At 47.3% G+C, this 20,644-nt stretch carries 16 protein-coding genes and 1 rRNA gene; 1 reads left to right on the forward strand and 16 read right to left on the reverse strand.

Features of this window, described 5'->3' with window-relative positions:
• From K5Q92_RS13535 to K5Q92_RS13545, 3 genes are all read right to left on the reverse strand, one after another.
• Positions 1 to 82: ribosomal RNA gene (locus K5Q92_RS13535) — 16S ribosomal RNA — on the reverse strand; the annotation flags it as partial.
• Between the two features lie 834 nt (positions 83 to 916).
• Positions 917 to 3,640, reverse strand: a complete 2,724-nt coding sequence (secA, locus tag K5Q92_RS13540; protein WP_220769531.1) for a preprotein translocase subunit SecA — start codon at positions 3,638 to 3,640, stop codon at positions 917 to 919.
• A gap of 60 nt (positions 3,641 to 3,700) precedes the next feature.
• On the reverse strand, positions 3,701 to 4,600 hold the full coding sequence (locus K5Q92_RS13545) for a M23 family metallopeptidase (protein WP_220769532.1): 900 nt from the start codon (positions 4,598 to 4,600) through the stop codon (positions 3,701 to 3,703).
• Positions 4,601 to 4,627: 27 nt separating this feature from the next.
• Here K5Q92_RS13545 and K5Q92_RS13550 point away from each other — a divergent pair, with 27 nt between their 5' ends.
• Positions 4,628 to 5,080, forward strand: a complete 453-nt coding sequence (locus K5Q92_RS13550) for a DUF721 domain-containing protein (RefSeq protein WP_220769533.1) — start codon at positions 4,628 to 4,630, stop codon at positions 5,078 to 5,080.
• Positions 5,081 to 5,087: 7 nt separating this feature from the next.
• Here the strand turns inward: K5Q92_RS13550 and lpxC are convergent, their stop codons facing one another.
• From lpxC to ftsL, 13 genes are all read right to left on the reverse strand, one after another.
• Complete coding sequence (gene lpxC, locus K5Q92_RS13555; protein ID WP_220769534.1) at positions 5,088 to 6,008, reverse strand: UDP-3-O-acyl-N-acetylglucosamine deacetylase; 921 nt, start codon at positions 6,006 to 6,008, stop codon at positions 5,088 to 5,090.
• Positions 6,009 to 6,185: 177 nt separating this feature from the next.
• A complete protein-coding gene (ftsZ, locus tag K5Q92_RS13560) occupies positions 6,186 to 7,373 on the reverse strand; it encodes a cell division protein FtsZ (RefSeq protein WP_220769535.1) in 1,188 nt (395 codons plus the stop codon).
• A gap of 31 nt (positions 7,374 to 7,404) precedes the next feature.
• A complete protein-coding gene (gene ftsA, locus K5Q92_RS13565) occupies positions 7,405 to 8,640 on the reverse strand; it encodes a cell division protein FtsA (RefSeq protein WP_220769536.1) in 1,236 nt (411 codons plus the stop codon).
• Between the two features lie 3 nt (positions 8,641 to 8,643).
• The gene (locus K5Q92_RS13570; RefSeq protein ID WP_220769537.1) at positions 8,644 to 9,408 is read right to left on the reverse strand and encodes a cell division protein FtsQ/DivIB; all 765 of its coding nucleotides are present in this window, start codon (positions 9,406 to 9,408) and stop codon (positions 8,644 to 8,646) included.
• 105 nt (positions 9,409 to 9,513) lie between these two features.
• Positions 9,514 to 10,983, reverse strand: coding sequence for a UDP-N-acetylmuramate--L-alanine ligase (gene murC / locus K5Q92_RS13575; RefSeq protein ID WP_220769538.1), 1,470 nt, complete (start codon positions 10,981 to 10,983; stop codon positions 9,514 to 9,516).
• Position 10,984: 1 nt separating this feature from the next.
• Positions 10,985 to 12,082, reverse strand: a complete 1,098-nt coding sequence (gene murG, locus K5Q92_RS13580; protein ID WP_220769573.1) for an undecaprenyldiphospho-muramoylpentapeptide beta-N-acetylglucosaminyltransferase — start codon at positions 12,080 to 12,082, stop codon at positions 10,985 to 10,987.
• Positions 12,083 to 12,093: 11 nt separating this feature from the next.
• Entirely contained in the window at positions 12,094 to 13,311 is a 1,218-nt protein-coding gene (gene ftsW, locus K5Q92_RS13585) for a cell division protein FtsW (protein ID WP_220769539.1), read from the reverse strand.
• On the reverse strand, positions 13,301 to 14,620 hold the full coding sequence (gene murD / locus K5Q92_RS13590) for a UDP-N-acetylmuramoyl-L-alanine--D-glutamate ligase (protein WP_220769540.1): 1,320 nt from the start codon (positions 14,618 to 14,620) through the stop codon (positions 13,301 to 13,303). The genes ftsW and murD overlap by 11 nt, the downstream gene beginning before the upstream one ends.
• A gap of 51 nt (positions 14,621 to 14,671) precedes the next feature.
• Positions 14,672 to 15,754: a phospho-N-acetylmuramoyl-pentapeptide-transferase gene (gene mraY / locus K5Q92_RS13595; RefSeq protein ID WP_220769541.1), complete on the reverse strand. Its 1,083-nt coding sequence runs from the start codon at positions 15,752 to 15,754 to the stop codon at positions 14,672 to 14,674.
• On the reverse strand, positions 15,754 to 17,133 hold the full coding sequence (gene murF / locus K5Q92_RS13600; RefSeq protein WP_220769542.1) for a UDP-N-acetylmuramoyl-tripeptide--D-alanyl-D-alanine ligase: 1,380 nt from the start codon (positions 17,131 to 17,133) through the stop codon (positions 15,754 to 15,756). The genes mraY and murF overlap by 1 nt, the downstream gene beginning before the upstream one ends.
• The gene (murE, locus tag K5Q92_RS13605) at positions 17,130 to 18,596 is read right to left on the reverse strand and encodes a UDP-N-acetylmuramoyl-L-alanyl-D-glutamate--2,6-diaminopimelate ligase (RefSeq protein WP_220769543.1); all 1,467 of its coding nucleotides are present in this window, start codon (positions 18,594 to 18,596) and stop codon (positions 17,130 to 17,132) included. The genes murF and murE overlap by 4 nt, the downstream gene beginning before the upstream one ends.
• Positions 18,596 to 20,332: a penicillin-binding protein 2 gene (locus K5Q92_RS13610; protein ID WP_220769544.1), complete on the reverse strand. Its 1,737-nt coding sequence runs from the start codon at positions 20,330 to 20,332 to the stop codon at positions 18,596 to 18,598. Before K5Q92_RS13610 ends, murE begins: the two co-directional genes overlap by 1 nt.
• Positions 20,329 to 20,643: a cell division protein FtsL gene (ftsL, locus tag K5Q92_RS13615; protein WP_220769545.1), complete on the reverse strand. Its 315-nt coding sequence runs from the start codon at positions 20,641 to 20,643 to the stop codon at positions 20,329 to 20,331. Before ftsL ends, K5Q92_RS13610 begins: the two co-directional genes overlap by 4 nt.
• Between the last annotated feature and the right edge of the window lies 1 nt (position 20,644).

Consider the following 20,644-nt stretch of genomic DNA (forward strand, 5'->3'; position numbering starts at 1 on the left):
CTCCCTTGTGTTACCGCTCGACTTGCATGTGTTAGGCCTGCCGCCAGCGTTCAATCTGAGCCATGATCAAACTCTTCAATTAAAGTTTTGATGGTCCGAAGACCTGCTCAATGAATTATACTGTTTTTCATCAACCTTAAGGCTAATGAAGTTTACATATTGCTATGGTCACTCAGTGGTTCATCGAGAAAATTTTTGATTACATCTAAGATGTAATTTCGATTAACTCAACACCTGTGAGTGCCCACACAGATTTGCTTGTCATATTGTTAAAGAGCGTTGCTAATTCTATTAAGACTAGGTCTTTCAAACTAGCGCCTTAGACGCTTAGGTCGTTTGGCTGAGGAGGCGTATTCTACACTCTCCGGTGTTGGCGTCAAGCGTTTATTTTAAGAAGTTTTTCAAGCGATGATTCTTTATACAAGGCACATCAAATGAAGCTCTTAAACCGCTTGTTACCAGAGCTAAACCTTCCTAAGAAGTTTAACTCACTAACTCTGCTTGCTAGGCGTGTTGCCTGCTGCGCCGTGTCAGTGGGGTCGCATTATAGGGAGATTCGAAAAGAGCGCAAGCGCTTTTTCCTATAATTTTAGACTTTTTTTAAGGTATTTAGTTAGGCACAATTTAGTCACTAGTTACCCTCAGAGTTATCCACAACCCTCTTCGGAGTTGTCGCTTTTTTTACACTTCCAAGCGATTCTAGCCCTTCATCTAAATGGTAATAGTTCCTCTTAGGCTATAAGCCCCTGGTGACTCTTAACTCTCTAGTCCGCTTTAACCTAGCCAGTATATATAGCTTAACTTTCTCTATACTGCCAAAACTGACAACTTCACTCAATATATATGAGCAATAAAAAAGGGGGACTCATATTAAGTCCCCCTTCTATCTATAGCTCTATTCGGTATAGCACTCTTATCAGCTTAGCTTACCGTGGCATTGTTTATACTTCTTACCAGATCCACATGGGCATGGATCGTTACGGCCAACTTTCTCGCCATCGCGAACAACTGGCTGAGTAGCAGCTAGCGCAGCACTTTCTTCTGCGCCAACTAACGCTTCGGCTTCGGCGTGCTGATAATCACGACGGATCTTTGCGTCTTCTTGACGACGGCGCTCTTCCATCTCTTCTACATCAGATTGTGCCTGTACTTGTACTTTAGACAACACACTAATCACATCGTGCTTTAATGACTCAAGCATTTGCTGGAATAGCTCGAACGACTCGCGCTTATATTCCTGCTTAGGATTCTTCTGTGCATAGCCACGTAAGTGGATCCCTTGACGAAGGTGATCCATCGCCGAAAGGTGTTCTTTCCAAAGGCCATCTAGGGTTTGTAGCATTACCGCTTTTTCGAATTGACGTAGAACTTGCTCGCCTACCATCTCTTCTTTGGCTTTATATGCATTAACCCAAGTCTCAACAATACGCTCACGTAACGTCTCTTCGTGTAGGTCGTCTTCTTTATCTAACCATTCTTGAATAGGCAGACTCATCGCATATTCTTGCTGAAGACGCTTCTCTAGACCTTCTACGTCCCAAAGCTCTTCTACAGACTGACGTGGAATATACTGATCGATTAGGCCATTAACCACATCTTCTTGAATATTAGTAATCGTATCTTTGATGCTTTCAGCATCCATCAATTCATTACGCTGGGCGTAAACAACTTGACGTTGGTCATTGGCAACATCATCGAACTCAAGTAGCTGCTTACGGATATCGAAGTTACGCGCTTCAACTTTACGTTGTGCGTTTTCGATAGCACGTGACACCCATGGATGCTCAATCGCTTCGCCCTCTTCCATACCTAACTTCTTCATCATTGAAGAAACACGGTCAGAAGCGAAGATACGCATTAGGCTATCTTCCATAGATAGGTAGAAACGTGATGAACCCGCATCACCCTGACGGCCCGAACGACCACGTAGCTGGTTATCGATACGGCGAGATTCGTGACGCTCAGTACCAAGAATGTGTAGACCACCCGCCTCAACCACTTCATCATGACGAATTTTCCAGTCGGCCTTAATCTTAGCCTTCTGTTCGTCAGTAGGATTGGTTAATGCGTCAACCTCCATGTTCCAGTTACCACCTAACACGATATCGGTACCACGACCTGCCATGTTAGTGGCAACAGTTACCGCACCAGTGCGACCAGCTTGAGCAACGATGTCTGCTTCACGCTCGTGGAACTTGGCGTTCAAGATCTCATGGGGGATCTTTTCCTTTTTCAGTAAGCTGTGTAGTAGTTCTGATTGCTCAATCGAAACCGTACCCACCAATACTGGCTGGCCGCGTTCACGACAACCAACGATATCTTTTACGATCGCCGCATATTTTTCTTGAGCCGTTAGATAAACCAAGTCCGGATGATCTTTACGCACCATTGGACGGTTTGTAGGAACAACTACTGTATCTAGACCGTAGATGTGTTGGAATTCGAACGCTTCTGTGTCAGCTGTACCCGTCATACCGGCAAGCTTTTCATACTGGCGGAAGAAATTCTGGAAAGTGATCGATGCTAATGTTTGGTTTTCATTTTGAATATGAACGCCTTCTTTAGCCTCAACTGCTTGATGCAGACCTTCAGACCAACGACGGCCTGGCATAGTACGGCCAGTGTGTTCATCGACAATAATGACTTCATTATCTTGAACAATATAGTCTACGTCTTTTTCAAATAGAGTATGTGCGCGCAATGCGGCGTTAACATGGTGCAGCAATGAGATGTTAGCAGCAGAGTATAGTGAATCACCTTCAGCTAGCATGCCACGTTCAGTTAAAAGTACCTCGACCTTCTCTTGGCCGCGCTCCGTCATATGAACTTGCTTTGATTTCTCATCAACAGAGTAATCGCCTTCACCCACATACTCTTCAGTATCTTCTTTCTCTTGAGCGATAAGGTTAGGGATCAATGTATTGATCTTGATATATAGCTCAGAGCTATCTTCAGCTGCACCAGAAATAATTAACGGCGTACGTGCCTCATCGATAAGGATTGAGTCGACTTCATCGATTAGGGCATAGTGAAGCGGACGCTGTACACGTTCAGCTGGTGAGAACGCCATGTTGTCACGCAGGTAATCGAAACCGAATTCGTTGTTTGTACCGTAGGTGATATCGGCATCATAAGCGGCTTTCTTTTCAACTTGACCAAGACCCGCAACGTTAATACCAACTGTTAAGCCTAGGAATTCAAAAAGAGGACGGTTATTTTCAGCATCACGAGCAGCTAGGTAGTCGTTCACTGTAATAACGTGTACGCCTTTACCTGTTAGACCATTTAGATATGCAGGCAGAGTTGCCGTTAGGGTTTTACCTTCACCGGTACGCATTTCAGCGATGCGGTTACTATCCAAAATCATACCACCGATAAGCTGCACATCGAAATGACGCATCTCAAAGACACGCTTCGACGCTTCACGTACTGTAGCAAATGCTTCAGGTAAAACACCTTCTAATGATTCACCACCGTCTAAACGCTCGCGGAAGTGGGCGGTTTTTGCTTTTAATTCTTCATCTGATAGCTTTTCATACTCAGCTTCTAGTGCGTTAATCTTATTAACGACTTTACCAAATGCTTTAAGTGTACGATCGTTGCGACTACCAAATACTTTTGTCAGTAATTTACCAAACATCTGAACCACTTCTATGTTATTGGCCAAGTCCCTTTTAGAGCCTGAAAGCCGATTTTACGATTACCCTGCCTTGCGGTAGACATATTTTTGCGGATCTATCTGTTGTCCACCGCGCAACACTTCATAGTGTACATGAGGCCCAGTTGAGCGCCCAGTACTCCCCATAACTGCGATTTTATCGCCTTTAGCGACCACATCACCCACATTTACTGACAAAGCTTTATTGTGACCATAGCGAGTGCTTAGACCATTTCCATGATCAATTTCGACTAACTCACCATAACCAAACATCTTGTCTGCCCATGTAACCACGCCACCTGCGGTTGCGATTACATCGGAGCCCTCTTTCCCGGCAAAGTCGATGCCTTTATGCATCGTGCGTTTACCGTTAAAAGGATCATTACGTAAACCGTAGGGCGAAGATAACCAACCTTTTTGAATTGGTCGCCCAGATATATAACGTTCTTCATCTATATGGAGATTAGATGCTACTGTTTCAAGTAGTGAAAGCTGAACATTATTATTATCTATTCGAGATACCAGCTCATCCATATCGGCGATAAGCTGATCGAGTTCGATGTTAGTACCTAATTCACTGATACCACCAACACCGACTTCTGAAGAGAAATCAAATTGATCTTCTAATTGATTATTTACTGCAACTTGTTGGCCCAGCGCTTCTAAGCGCGTAAGTTTAGCCTGCATACGAGCAACATGAGTCACCAACATCGAAAGCTGAGTTTCAGTCGCACTCTTCAGTGCAATTAACTCATCTTTTTGTTCTTCACGAGCCATACGCTCACTATCGACATTAGCTTGCTGCTGTGTAAGTTGCTTAGCACTGTGCTGATAAAGGCCTGTACCCGCTGCGATGAGCAGTATAGGTAAAAGCAGCCAACGCTTTCCTGGTTGCCAGCGGGTGGCACCATTTCGACCTTGAATAAAAACTGTTACACTCATAGCCTAATTAAGCCATTTTATTATCATATGAAAAAGCCCCCTCAGGATCTCAGTCAATTACTGCATCAGCAAGGCACTATGCCTAATCTAGCTGAAAAAGCAGAACTGTTACTACACTTAGATCACTACGTGAAACAAGTGCTAACTGGTCCAGTGACAGAGCAACTAAAGGTTGCCAATTTACGTCAAGGGATCTTGGTTATTGAAACAACTACGGCTGCATGGGCGGCAAGAATAAACTTCCAAAAACCCAAAATACTACAATTGCTACAAGCCGAAACGCTACCCATGCTTACCGCAATCGAAGTTAAAGTCAACCCAAGCTTGTTAATGTATGAAACAAAACCCAAGGCCGCTCACAACCTAATTAGTGAAAATGCCGCCGCTCATATAGAGGCGTTAGCTGAACATACAGAGGGGACATTAGCGCTAAAACTAAAACGGCTGGCTGCATTAGCCAGCCGTTCAAGGCAATCTTAGTTCGCAGTTAAGCGAATACAGCCCCAGCGGGAACTGAGAAGCTGACTGGTGCGTCGGCTTCTTTTTCAAAGCTCACGATTTCCCAAGCGTCTTGCTGTGCAAGCATAGCACGCACTAACTGGTTGTTAAGTGCATGTCCTGTTTTATAAGCACAGAACTCACCCACAATTGCATGACCAGCCACATATAGATCACCAAAGGCATCAAGAATCTTGTGCTTAACGAACTCGTCCTCATAACGCAGGCCATCGGGGTTGAGGACGCGATATTCGTCAAGTACAACAGCATTTTCCATGCTGCCGCCTAGTGCAAGATTATTTGCTCTTAGGTATTCAATATCACGCATAAAACCAAAGGTTCTTGCACGGCTGATATCTTTAACAAAAGCAGACGATGAAAAATCCATAACCATATGCTGCTGACTACGAGCGATCTCTGGGTGGTTAAAGTCAATTGCGAAATCGACTCTGAAGCCTTTAAAAGGTTTCAACTCTGCCCATTTATCACCGTCTTCAACGCGGATTGGTTTAGTGATTTTGATGTATTTTTTAGCTGCGCTCTGCTCTTGAATACCAACTGATTGTAGTAGGAAAACAAAAGGACTCGCACTGCCATCCATAATAGGAATTTCAGGCGCGTCAACTTCGATAACTGCGTTATCAATGCCTAGTCCGGCTAGCGCTGCAAATAGATGCTCAATTGTTGAGATACGAACACCATCGTCATTAACCAAAGCGGTACACATAGTTGTCTCACGCACTTGATCGGCAACAGCTGGAATTTCCACTGCTGGCGTCAAATCGGTACGAACTAGCTTAATGCCGGTATTAACTGGTGCGGGCTTAATGATCAAAGTCACCTTGTTGCCGGAATGCAATCCAACACCAGTAGTCTTAACCATTTCTTTCACAGTTCTTTGAAAAATCATGTACTTACCCGTTTATTATCTCAACAAAAAAGCACTAACCACACACTTTTCAGTCGTGCGTAGGCGATGCTGGTCGGATATCTTAGCATATCTTTGCAAATTCACCAAAACTCACTCAGCTTTTCGACAACACTTTAGTATTGCCTTATATTTCTTAACTATTTATTAACACTTAAGTTAATCAGCTTGCTTACGCAAAAATGCTGGGATATCCAAGTAGTCAAGTTCGTTCTTTTTCTCGGTCACAGGTGTCGCCACTTGTGGCTGAGCTGCTGGTGCCGTATTACCATGAGATACAGTCGGTGTAATCGTATCTTCAGGGGTAATGTTTTCAACGCGAGTTTCAGCAGGAACGATTGGTTCTGGACGCGGAGCAGGCTTTGAAACCAACTGAATATCAGGCTTCTTCTCTGCGCCGATACCCGTTGCAACAACCGTTACGCGTAGCTCGTCAGACATTTCTGGATCGATAACCGCACCCACAACGACTGTAGCGTTATCAGACGCATAAGCCTTAACATGGTTACCCACAGTCTCGAACTCTTCGATACTCATATCCATGCCAGCAGTGATGTTCACAAGCACGCCGCGAGCGCCAGCAAGATCGATATCTTCTAATAGCGGGCTAGCCACAGCAGCTTCCGCCGCTTCTTCTGCACGGTCTTCACCACTTGCGACACCTGTGCCCATCATGGCATTACCCATTTCTGACATTACGGTTTTCACGTCGGCGAAGTCGACGTTGATTAGACCTGGGCGAGTAATAAGCTCTGCAATACCTTGAACAGCACCAAGCAATACGTTGTTAGCTGCGGCAAACGCATCTAATAAAGAAGTACCGCGGCCTAGCACTTTAAGTAACTTCTCGTTAGGGATGGTAATTAACGAGTCCACGTGCTTCGCTAACTGCTCAATACCTTGGTCAGCGAAGGTCATGCGCTTCTTACCTTCAAATGGGAAAGGCTTAGTCACAACAGCAACCGTTAGAATGCCTTCTTCACGAGCAATCTCTGCTACCACTGGAGCTGCACCAGTACCAGTGCCACCACCCATACCTGCAGCGATAAAGATCATGTCTGAACCTTTAATCGCATTACGAATGCTTTCTTTGTCTTCTTCTGCCGCTAGACGACCGATTTCAGGGTTTGCGCCAGCCCCTAAACCTTTAGTTACGTCACGACCTAATTGAATTGTGGTTGATGCAGCAGACTTACGCAGCGCCTGTGCGTCAGTATTTGTTGCCACAAACTCAACACCTTCGATGTTGTGTTTAACCATATGCTCGACAGCGTTACCGCCGCCACCACCGACACCGATGACCTTAATCACCGCTTCGTCTGAATGACTATCCATGATCTCAAACATGGTCTTTTCTCCGTTCTGCCTGCGTTATTAACTAAAACTCACCTTTAAACCAACTCTGGACCCGATTCCAAAGACTGGTGACCCCTTGTCGCTCAGGGCGCTCGAACTGACGCTCGATGACTCTGCGCGCACCATAGTGAAGCAACCCAACTCCGGTAGAGTAAATAGGCTGATCCACATATTCATGTAAACCTTTCACTGGTAGCGGCTGCGCCATTCTTACTGGCATGCCAAATGTCGCTTCGGCAATATCTACCGCACCTTCAATCGATGCCGTACCGCCAGTAATAACAATGCCCGCCGCAACTTGATCTTCTAAACCGCTATCGCGTAACTGCTTTAAGATCAGTTCAAATAATTCTTGGTATCTAGGTTCAACCACTTCCGCCAGCGTATGACGCGACATGCTACGAGACGGACGACCACCCACTGAAGGGACTTCGATACTGTCTTCACGGCTCACCATTGAACTACGAGCACTAGCATGCTGTACCTTAATCTGTTCAGCGTGAGATAAGGGGGTACGGAATATCTTAGCGATATCATTGGTCACCTGATTACCCGCAACTGGAACCACTGCGCAATGACGCAGTGCACCGTTGGTATAAACCGCGATATCAGTTGTACCACCGCCCATATCGACCAAGCAGACACCTAAGTCTTTCTCATCGTCGGTCAACACCGAGTCGGCCGAAGCTATCGCTGAGAACACTAGATCATCGACTTTCAATCCACAGCGCTCAACGCTCTTGGTTATGTTCTTAGCCATATCGTTAGCACAAGTCACGATGTGTACCTTGGCTTCCATACGCATACCTGACATGCCTATTGGGCTCTTAATACCATCTTGCACATCGATTGCGTACTCTTGCGGTAACACATGCAAAATACGACGTTCCGTTGGGATCTTTACCGAGCGTGCCGTATGGATGACATTATCAACGTCTTCCTGCGTCACCTCTTCGTCATTGATCGATACCATGCCGTTTTCATTCTGACATTCGATATGTTTACCCGAGATACTCAAGTAAACCGAAGAGACTTGGCAATCTGCCATGAGCTCAGCTTGGTCTAGTGCTCTTTGTACACTACGTACGATAGAGTCGAGATCGTTAACGCCACCTTTATCCATCCCTCTTGAAGGGTGATTTCCAAGGCCGACAATACTGATCTCACCGTCAGGCAACACTTCACCAATGATCACAGCGACCTTCGATGTCCCTATGTCCAATCCCACGATCAGATTTCTATCTAGATTCTTGGTCATTAATTAACGGCTCTCTTTCTTTGCATCATCCCAACCTACGGCCAAACCTGTGTCGTAGCGCAAATCCACAATCGCTACCTGCTTATCCTGCTTAGTAAGCTGCGGGTAGACGTGGATAAATCTTTGTATCCTTGCCATCTTGTCTTCGCGGCCCAATTCCAGCTTTATGCCGTTATTGAGCTGTGCGTGCCAAGCATGCCTTGGGCTCAAACTTAAACTCTGTAAGTTAAAGCCATTAATTCTTAATAATTCACCCAATTGCTGGTAAGTAGTTAGCACCGACTTACTTTGCTCTTCAGGGCCGGTCAAGAAAGGTAAGTTAGGTATACCTTCTTTCGCTGGCGCATCAAACACTTCGCCATAAATATTGAGCCAATCATCACCATTCCAATGTGCGACTGGCTTTTGTTCAACCAGATAGACCTTCAATTTCGCAGGCCACTCTCGTCTCACCGAGGCTTGATACACCCAAGGCAAACCTTCTAACGCATCTTGCACCTGATTAACATCGGCGGAGAAAAAGCTTCGCTGCATTAAATCCTGCAGTGCAACTTGGATCTCCTTGTCGCTGGTATATAACCGCTCTCCGCTAATCGCAACCGCTTCAATAGGTAGCGCATCGGCATCATTTAGCACGGAATTGAGTTTCATTACTGCCATCGACAAACCGATCAATACACACAGTAAAAACACCACTCCGAAACACAGATACCAATCGGCTTGCGAAAGCAAAACCCGAACACGCTGACCTTTATCGCGCCAAGACACCTTTAGGCTTCCTTTTGCAACCGTAAGCCCGAAAAATCGGCCATTATATAGCCCTTATTCCAAGCGTCAAAATTTGATGAGCAAGTTAAGCTATATAGCTCTAAATTACGCATTTTTTTCATCTGTCGATGCAGAATCAAACCCTAAATTCGACTCAGCGAGACTGCGTGACAGCATGCCAATACTGCCTGCCCCTTGGGTCAGCAACAGATCGCCGTCTTGCAAGATTTCCGGTAATACCGTCTCTAACTGCTCGGTGCTGGCAACAAATACCGGTTCAACCTGACCACGTACTCGAATCGAACGACATAGTGCACGGCTATCGGCACCGGGAATAGGCGCTTCGCCCGCAGAATAAACATCGAGCATCAATAAGCAATCGACTTGTGATAAGACTTCAACAAAGTCTTCATACAGATCGCGAGTACGACTATAACGGTGGGGCTGATAGATCATCACTAGACGACGTTCAGGCCAACCCAGTCTGGCTGCCTTAATGGTTGCAGCGACTTCGCTTGGGTGATGGCCATAGTCATCGACCAACTTAATCTCGCCTTTACTTGTCGCGAACTCACCGATCTGCTGGAAGCGACGACCGATACCTTGAAACTCAGCCAAAGCAGCAACAATCGCTTCATCTTCAATATCATCTTCAGTCGCAACCGCAATTGCAGCCAGCGAATTCAATACATTGTGCTCACCAGGCAGGTTGACCGATAACTGCAGATCCTCAAAACCAGCACGTCTAACGGTAAACTCGCAGCTATAGCCTGTCTGCTTGAAATCTAGTGCACGAACATCGGCATCTTCACTGAAACCGTAAGTAACAATGCGGCGACCGATACGCGGAATAAGCTCGCGCACGATAGGGTCGTCGATACACACCACTGCAACACCATAGAAAGGCAGGTTATGCAGGAAATCAACGAAGGTTGTTTTAAGCTTCTCTAGATCGCCTTCATAGGTATCCATATGGTCAGCTTCGATATTAGTCACTACGCTAACCATCGGCTGCAGATGTAAGAAGCTCGCATCACTCTCATCCGCCTCGGCGATAAGATAACGGCTGTGACCTAATCTGGCATTGGTGCCAGCACTATTGAGTAAGCCACCAATAACAAATGTTGGATCGCGTTCAGCCTGCGCATAAACACTGGCAATCAAGCTAGTCGTAGTCGTTTTTCCGTGGGTGCCGGCAACAGCAACGCCATGACGGTAACGCATCAGCTCCGCTAGCATCTCAGCACGGCGTACCACTGGGATCCTTAGCTCTTTTGCTGCCACTAACTCTGGGTTATCTGCACTAATCGCCGTAGAAACCACAACTACATCCACGTCTTTGATCTGACTGGCATCATGCCCAATATAGATAGTCGCGCCAAGTTGAGTTAATCGTTCAGTCACCGCACTTTCGGCGATATCAGAACCACTTAACTTGTAACCTTCATTAACAAGCACTTCCGCTATGCCGCCCATACCGGCACCACCTATTCCAACGAAATAGATGTGCTTAACCCTGCGCATTTCAGGGATCATGGATCTTAGCTGCGAATACTTCTCTGCTTTGTTACTCATCTCAACCCTTCTGTGCTAATCGAATACAGACGTTGGCGACTCTTTGCGTTGCATCTAAAATCGCTACGTCTCGAGCACGTTGGCCCATATTGCATAATTCTTGTTTGTCAGATGCCAGCATCGACAACTTAGTCATCAACTTGCTGGTATCTACGATCGGCTGTGGCAACAGAAAAGCTGCCCCAGCGTTAACTAAAACTTTGGCATTTTTCGTTTGATGGTCATCTACTGCATGTGGGTAAGGCACCAATAAGCTCGGCAAGCCTACGGCGGCCAACTCAGATACAGTTAACGCACCTGACCGGCAAACCACCACATCAGCCCAACGGTATGCCGCTTCCATATCATCGATAAACTCGGCAACACTAACGCTACCATCTTGGCCTAGTCGCTGGTATTCCGCCTTCACCGATGCCAGATTATCACGCCCGACTTGATGCCAAACTGTCATAGAGTGAGTCTTACTCACCCCCTGCAACACACTTGGCATCACATCATTAAAAATCTTCGCCCCTAAACTACCGCCAACAACGAGTACCTTTAGCGAGTCATCATCACAGGAGTGCTCGCGCTTATCTCCAAGGGCAATCAACTCTTTACGGATAGGGTTACCCACCGTTTCCGCCTTAATGTCGGTAAAGGTACCTTCAAAGGCGCACAGCACTTCAGATGCGATGCGCGACAATAACCTATTGGTCATGCCAGGAATGGCATTTTGCTCATGCAACACCAGTGGGATACCGCAAAGCTTGGCAGCGACGCCACCTGGACCACTGGCAAAACCGCCCATTCCCATCACCACATCAGGCTTAAAACTCTTAATGACGGCGCGCGCTTGCATCACTGAGCGCAAGATCTTAAAAGGCGCGGCCAACTTACGCATCAAGCCATTACCACGTACGCCCTTAATATCGATAAAGTCGATATCGAAGCCATGTTGAGGCACAAGCCTCGCTTCCATTCGCTCAGCCGTGCCTAACCAACGTACTTTCCAGCCTTGCTGGCTTAAATACTTAGCGACTGCCAACGCAGGAAACACATGGCCGCCAGTACCGCCTGCCATGATTAAAATGCGTTTTTCTTCAGCTTGGTTAGTCATCATCTCACTCATTATTTGTTTGCCCGGCCTTCGATGGCCTGGATAACACTCAATCTTCTTTCATGGTCAATTCGGATCAGCATCATAGCTGCCGCTGTCATCACCCATAAACTACTACCGCCATAACTAATAAATGGCAGGGTTAATCCTTTGGTTGGCAACATACCGATACTGGCACCGACGTTTACCACCGTCTGGAAACAGATCCAGATGCCGATGCCGTAGGCTAAATAGCCTTCAAATGCACGCTCCAGTGCCAAACACATATTACCCAGCTTAATCGCTCGCAGTGCCACAAACAGCAACACTGACAAAACAGCGATAATGCCGATAAACCCTAGCTCTTCGCCAATCACCGCGAAGATAAAGTCGGTATGTGCCTCAGGCAGATACTCCAACTTCTGAATACTGTTACCTAGCCCCTGACCAAACCAATCGCCGCGACCATAGGCCATCAGTGACTGAGTCAGCTGATAACCGCTGCCAAACGGATCTTGCCATGGGTCAAGAAACGAGGTGACTCGTCGCATACGATAAGGCTCTAGCAGTACAAGCGCCACGAATGCCAGAATCCCGGTTAAGATCAGCGCAAAGAAATCCAGTAATCGCGCCCCTGCTAAAAACAGCAAACCGACCGTGCCAACAAATAGCACCACCACCGTCCCTAAGTCAGGCTGCATCAAAATCAAAAACGCATACACGGCAAAAACAGCAATCGGCTTATAGAAGCCTTTAGCATTTTCCCTAATCTCTTGGTGGCGCCTTACCAAGTAACCCGCCATATAGATAGCAAAAGCAAACTTAGCTATCTCGGCAACCTGAATACGGATAGGCCCGATAGATAACCAACGAGTCGCCCCGTTTACCGTGGTTCCCACAATCAACACCGCCACCAACATGATCCCTACGAGCAACAGCAGCAGCGGGCTAAAATTTTGCCAATGACGCATCTCTACTTGCAAAACCACAGCAGCAATGATTACACAGCCCACAAGGTAAGCGCCATGACGCCAAACAAAATGAAACGGGTTTCCCGTTAAAGTCTGCGCCTCCGGCATAGAGGCTGACATCACCATAACAAAGCCAAAACAGATCAACGACAAAACAGCAAATAATAATGCTCTATCGTACAGCTGCATCCCAGGTGCAGCTCTGTCACTAAACAGATTTGGCAACGACCATTTAATGCGGTTGCCAAACAGGCTTAACTGCTTATCACTACTCGCCATGGATCGCTTCAACTAGGCTACGGAATTCATCTCCACGGGCCATAAAGTTGCAATACATATCTAAACTTGAGCAAGCGGGTGACAAGATCACGATATCACCAGCGGTGGCTAACTCATTAGCCTTCGCCACAGCCTCTGCCATGGTGGAGACTTTTATCGCCTCGGGTTTTAATGCCGCAATTTTGTCAGCATCTTTACCTAAAACAATTAACTGACTGACCTTCTCAAGCACTGGCTCTAGCGGTTTAAAGTCTGCGCCTTTACCATCACCACCGGCGATCAAAATCAATTCACCTAAGTGCTCACTTAAGCCGTCAATGGCGGCAACCGTAGCACCGATATTCGTCGCTTTAGAGTCGTTGACATAAGTCACACCGGCAATATCAGCAACCACTTCACAACGGTGAGCGAGGCCTAAAAATGCCTTAGCAACCTCTATCTGAAAATCACGTTCAATACCTGCCGCTGAGGCTAACGCCATCGCGGCGATAATGTTCGCTTGGTTGTGACTGCCAACAAGTGCAACATCACTCACAGGCATTATCTGGCTAGTGCCTTGTACTATCATGCCAGCAGAGATCCCCCAGTCATCAACTTCTGGAGCATCTAAACCGAAGCTTTGCTGGTTGGTTGGGTTATTAGGGATAGTTAACGCATCTTCGCGATTAAATAGCACCATTTTGCTCTGCTTATAGAGCTTAAGCTTGGCCTGACGGTATGACTCAAGGTCGCTGTAGCGATCCATGTGATCTTCACTAATGTTGAGGCAAGTTGCCGCAACACACTGCAAGCTATGGGTTGTTTCTAACTGGAAACTCGATAGCTCTAGGATATACAGATCTTTAGGCTCGATGAGTAGGTCCAGTGCTGGCACACCGATATTGCCACCGACAGCGTAAGAGCAGCCACTGGCTTTAGCCATCTCACCTACTAAGGTGGTGACAGTCGTCTTGCCGTTAGAGCCCGTGATACCGATAACCTTGGCTGACGTTTCGGCCACAGCGCGGGCAAACAGCTCAACATCACCGATCACCTCTATGCCCATATCAAACGCAACCCTAACCTCTGGGGTTTCGCACGCAATACCAGGACTAATAATGATCTGCTGTGCCTGCACCAAGTAACGACAGTCGAAGCCACCAGTGATAAGAGTCACTTGCGGAAACTCTGTAGCCAAGCTCTCAGCCCCCGGCGGTTGAATTCGACTATCCATGACTAAAGGAATAATTCCTTGCCCACACAGGTAGCGCACAACAGATAAACCTGTTGCACCTAAACCTAAAACTATGTGTGAATATTGCTGCGCCATATCAGACCTATCTACTCTTCTATATAAAATGAGTTAATTAATTTAACTCGATTATCTCAATTTCAAGGTTGCTAGCCCAAGCAAGACTAGGAACAAAGAGATAATCCAAAAACGAACAATGACTCGTGGCTCCGGCCATCCCTTCAGCTCATAATGATGATGAATGGGTGCCATACGGAAGATGCGCTGGCCGCGTAGTTTGTACGAGCCTACCTGCAAGATTACCGACACAGTCTCCATAACGAACACGCCGCCCATAATCACCAATAAGATCTCTTGACGCACTAGTACCGCGATAGCACCTAATGCCGCGCCTAAAGATAACGAGCCTACATCACCCATGAATACTTGTGCCGGATAGGTATTGAACCATAAAAAGCCTAGACCAGCCCCCACAATCGCCGTACAGACAATCACCAGTTCACCCGCTCCTGGCAGATAAGGCAGGTGCAAGTAGTTAGCAAACTGAACGTGACCAGAAAGGTAGGCTATCAAGGCAAATGCCGCAGCAACCATAACCGTTGGCATAATTGCCAAACCGTCCAGACCATCAGTTAGGTTAACCGCATTACTTGAGCCAACAATCGTGAAGTAAACCAATACGATAAAGAGGCCACCAAGCTGTGGCATCACATCTTTAAAGAATGGCACCACTAATTGGGTCTCTCCTGGGCTTTGCGCCGATGCGTAAAGGTAAACGGCAATCACCAGTGCAGCCAAAGACTGCAGCAGATATTTCCACTTAGCGATCAATCCCTTGGTGTCTTTTCTGACCACTTTACGATAATCATCGATAAAGCCAATCAAACCGAAAGTTGCCAGAACGAAGAGCACGACCCACACATAGCGGCTACCCAGATCGCCCCAAAGCAAGACACTGATAAACACACCCGCAAGGATCAGCAAGCCACCCATGGTTGGCGTGCCACGCTTACTGAAATGCGATTCAGGGCCATCGTTACGCACGACTTGACCAATCTGCATCAATTGCAAACGCTCGATCATCTTTGGTCCCCACCAAAGACTAAACACCATTGCCGTCATCAAGCCTAAAATGGCTCGAAACGTCACATATGAAAATACATTAAACCCACTATAAAATTGGGTTAAATACTCAGCCAGGTAAACCAGCATTAAACAAACTCCCCGCGACCAAAGGCCGTTGTTAAAGCTTCGACTACACGTTCCATTCTCGCACTGCGAGAACCTTTCACTAACACGGTAATTTCGGCAGGTAATTCGTTAATGTATTGAATTAACCCCGCAACCAAATCATCTATATCCGTGTAGTGTTTGGAACCAAAAGCGTGACTCGCACCCTCGCTTAGCGTGCCGACACAAAATAGCGCGTTGACGCCTTTCGCCTTGGCTAATTCCCCAAGCTCACGATGCAAAAGGGCGGCATTGTCGCCTAATTCGCCCAAATCGCCCAGTACTAAACAGCGATTTCCTTTAATTTCTTGAAGCCAGTCAATTGCAGCGCCTACAGAAGCCGGGTTTGCGTTATAGCTATCATCGATCACCGTCACCCGCCCAAGAGCGCTTGGTAACATGCGTCCCTTTACTGGCTTTAGCTGGCTAAGTCCTTGGCAAATATGGCTCAAAGATAAACCAAGCGCGAGACAGATGCTGGTTGCCGCTAGGGCATTTGAAACCTGATGACGCCCAGCTAAGGGCAAGGACACCTGTTTCGCATCGTTATGATGGTTAATTGTGAAACTGTAGCGGCCATAGTTATCGCTGCTCAATTCACTCGCCGAAATATCGAGATCTCGGCTAATGTCATTTTCTATGCCAAAACGCAGTTGCTTTAGATGAGCCGAAGCCGCAAGCATCACATCTGCAAATGGATCATCGGCATTGACTACCGCTGTGCCACCATTTGCGACATGATTAAAGATTTCAGATTTCGCCGTAGCAACGCCTTGCAGCGAACCGAACCCTTCAAGGTGAGCCGATGCAACGTTATTCACCATGGCCACGCAAGGTTTGACTAGGCTAGAGGTGTAATCAATTTCCCCAGCATGGTTAGCACCAAGTTCAAACACGCCAAACTCGTCACCTTGCTCTAATCTCAACAGAGTTAATGGCACGCCAATTTCATTATTGAAGTTACCCGCGGTATAGAGAACTTGGTGCTCTTGCGACAAGATAGTCGCTATCATCTCTTTGACGCTGGTTTTACCATTAGAACCAGTTAGTGCCACACAAGTAGGCCCAATCTGCTCGCGCACATAGGCGCCAATGTCACCCATCGCGCGCTGACTATTTGCAACGACAATTTGTGCAGCGTCTATCGGTAACTCTCTTTCTACCAACAATGCATTCGCACCAGCATCGACCGCCGCTTGAGCAAAGTTATGGCCATCAAAATTTTCACCTTTCAACGCCACGAAAAGCGTCTTGCTATCTACCGCTCGACTGTCACTAGAGACACTTTCAATCGGCAGATCGTCGCCAATCAGCTGGCCATTGAGGCGCGCCGCTAACTCGGCTAAAGAAACCCTGATCATGCATCACCTTCGGCAAGCGCTTTTGCGAATGCCCTTTCATCGTAATTCAATTTTTTACCATTAACTTCTTGATAGGTTTCATGGCCCTTGCCTGCCAGTAACACCATATCGCCTGCGTTTGCCTGAGCGATAATCTCTTTAATCGCTAGCTGACGGTCAACCTGCGACAAGGCAGCTTCAGGACGCTGCAAGCCCGTAAAAATATCGGCAATAATTGCCTTCGGATCTTCGCTTCTGCAGTTATCACTGGTGACCATCACACGGTCAGCAAACTGTTCTGCACTCGCCGCCATCATTGGACGCTTACCCTTGTCTCTATCGCCGCCGCAACCGAATAAGCACCACAACTGCCCTTTACAATGCACACGCAACGCTTTTAACGCCTGCTCGATTGCATCCGGCGTATGGGCGTAGTCAACCACAAGTGTGACACCATCTTTACCGGTGAAGCGCTCCATTCGTCCAGCCACAGGCTCAAGCTTGGCCGCAAGTGCTACGAGCACCTGCATATCTTCACCCAGCAGGTAAAGCGCACCGAGCGCCGCAACCAAATTGGACAAGTTAAAATCACCTAGTAGCGGTGAACGAAGCTGAGCTTCGCCAGTTGGCCACACTAAGGTGCAAGAAACGCCGCCATCATGAAAATGGTTGTCTTTGGTATAAATTGCAGCCGTAGCATCTCCTTTGACGCTAAAGCCTAATAACTTGTCAGAGGCTAAATCGGTCAGCCACTCACGACCGACTGGATCATCGGTATTGATTAAACCACCGCGCAGGTTGGCGAACTGGAATAGGCGCTTCTTGGCGATGCCATAAGCTTCCATCGTATGGTGATAATCGAGGTGATCTCGGCTTAAATTGGTAAACACCGCCACATCAAAGGGGACGGCTTCGACTCTGCCTTGCACTAAGCCGTGGCTAGAGACCTCCATCGCACAAGTATCTGCGCCTCTATGTTCAAATTCCTGCAACTGCTTGATAAGCGTGACAGGATCGGCGGTAGTGTTACCGCTATCGACAAGTTCACCCCATAGGCCATTGCCTAGAGTGCCCATCACAGCAGTGTGTTTATTTTGTAATAACTGCAGCTGAGCAATCAGCTGAGTCACCGAGGTTTTACCATTGGTTCCTGTCACACCGACAATCTTCGGCCGCGCTTTAGACAGAGGGTAAGCCTGAGCCGCCAAGGCAGATATTTGCCTGTTCAGCTGAAAAAATAAGATCTGGAGTCCACCGTCGTGAGTCACAGTGCCGTGTTTATCCGGAGAGTCGGTATGCACCAACGCCGCGATTGCCCCGCGCTCCAATGCCCCAGCAATAAACTGTCTGCCATCGACCTGGTAACCTGGAATTGCGACGAACAGGTCGCCTTCTCTTACTGCACGACTATCCAAAGTGATATCCAAGAAATCTTCAGATCCTGAATAATGAAACCATGGTGCCAGCAGATCGCGGATCAACATTACTCTACACTCCTAGAATGTGCAGCTAGACGCACCTTCTCTCGACTTGAAATAGGTTCTACATTGAGCATCTGCAGTGCTCCAGACATCACTGATGCAAATACAGGAGCAGCCACATCGCCGCCGTAATAACGATCGCCTTTAGGCTCGTTAACGACTACAGCAATGGCTAGCTTTGGATTATGTACCGGGGCAACGCCAGCAAATAGCGCGACGTAATCCTCACCATAACCGCCAGCAACCGCCTTACGTGCAGTACCCGTTTTACCTGCAACAGGGTAACCTTCGATATGTGCCTTACGTGCGGTGCCACCTTTCTCGGTAACGCCCACCAGCATCTCCATTACGCCTTGTGCTACCTCAGGTGAAAGCACCTGCGTACCTTGCGGCTCCTGCTTTAGCTTTAAAATTGAAACTGGGTAGAGTACGCCCTTGTTTCCTAAAATTGAGTACATTCTGGCAAGCTGCAATGGTGTTGCCATCAAGCCATAACCAAATGATAGCGTGGCTCGCTCAAACTCAGACCAGCGACGACGGTCGTGAATAAGACCTGCACTTTCACCCTCTAAGTTAATACCCGAATAGTTACCTAGCCCCATTGTCTGGTAGGCACCTAACAGCTCTTGCACTGGCATTGATAACGCAATCTTGGTCATGCCAACGTTACTGGAGTGCACCAAGATGCCGCTTAGGGAAAGATCGCCATAGTTGCGGCCATCACGGACAATTTTACCACCAATGCGCATGCGCCCTGGATTAGTCTTGATGATGTCATCCGCTTTAATGGTGCCCGCTTCAAGCGCGGCAGCCACCACAAATGGCTTAATGGTAGAGCCGGGTTCGTAAGAATCGGTTAATGCACGATTTCGCATGCGATAGCTCTGCAGCCCTTCACGAGAGTTAGGGTTATAGGAGGGCGTATTCGCCATCGCTAACACTTCCCCCGTGTGTACATCTAATACCACGATCGACCCCGATGTCGCTTGGTTGATCTCGGTGGCTTTTTTCAACTCACGATAGGCAAGCTGCTGAATACGCTGATCAATACTCAAAACCAAGTCGTTCGGGCTCTCACCTTCTTGCACCATATCGAGGCGCTCAACAACATGACCGTCTCGGGACTTACGCACTTTTTGCTTGCTTGGGGTTCCCGTGAGCCAATCGTTATAGGTGTTCTCTATCCCTTCGATGCCTTTGTCATCGATATTGGTAATACCGACTAGCTGCGCCGAGATCTCACCCGTTGGGTAGTAACGACGAGACTCTGACTTAAGGTAAACACCAGGCAGCTTTAGCTGCTTGATATAGTCAGCAACGGCTGGGGTCACTTGACGCTTAAGGTAGGTAAAACGCTTACGCGGATTTGATTGGACTCTATCTAGAATTTCATCTTTTGGCTCGTGCAATACATCCGCCAGCGCTTGCCAGCGACGCATATCTGCAAAGCCATTTTTATCATGCACCACTTTAGGGTCGGCATAGACCGCCTTAACCGGTACGCTAACCGCCAGCATCTCGCCATTGCGGTCGGTAATCAATCCACGCTGCACCTCACGACTGGTGGTACGCAGGGTGCGCATATCACTTTCGTGGCGTAATTTTTCAGGCTCAATAATCTGAATATAAGCCGCACGACCAACCAAACTGGTAAACATCAGGCAGACAAAAGCCACAACGACGTATAGACGCCATTGGATTAACTGTGGTTTTTGTTTACGCTTCGCTTGTTTACTCATGGCACTCTTACCACAACCTCATCTTTTGGTAATGGACGGTTCATGTTGAGCTCTTTAGTCGCTATCCGAGTTATTCGGCTATGCTCTGAACGAGACTGCTCTTCGAGTAGCAAGTTACGCCACTCAATATCTAGCCTGTCTCGCTCTTGTAATAACTGCTCCCATTGACTGGTGTACTTTCTGCCTTCATAGCTGGTATACACCACCGCAATCGCATTCATCATGACTAGCACAGCTAGCATCATGATCCATTTGTGGTGCCATAGATCCAGCAACACGATGCGGGTTAAATTCAATTGAGCTTTACTCACC

Origin of the sequence: Shewanella sp. MBTL60-007 (assembly GCF_019654915.1) — a bacterium.
In the GTDB taxonomy this organism is placed as follows: Bacteria; Pseudomonadota; Gammaproteobacteria; order Enterobacterales; family Shewanellaceae; genus Shewanella.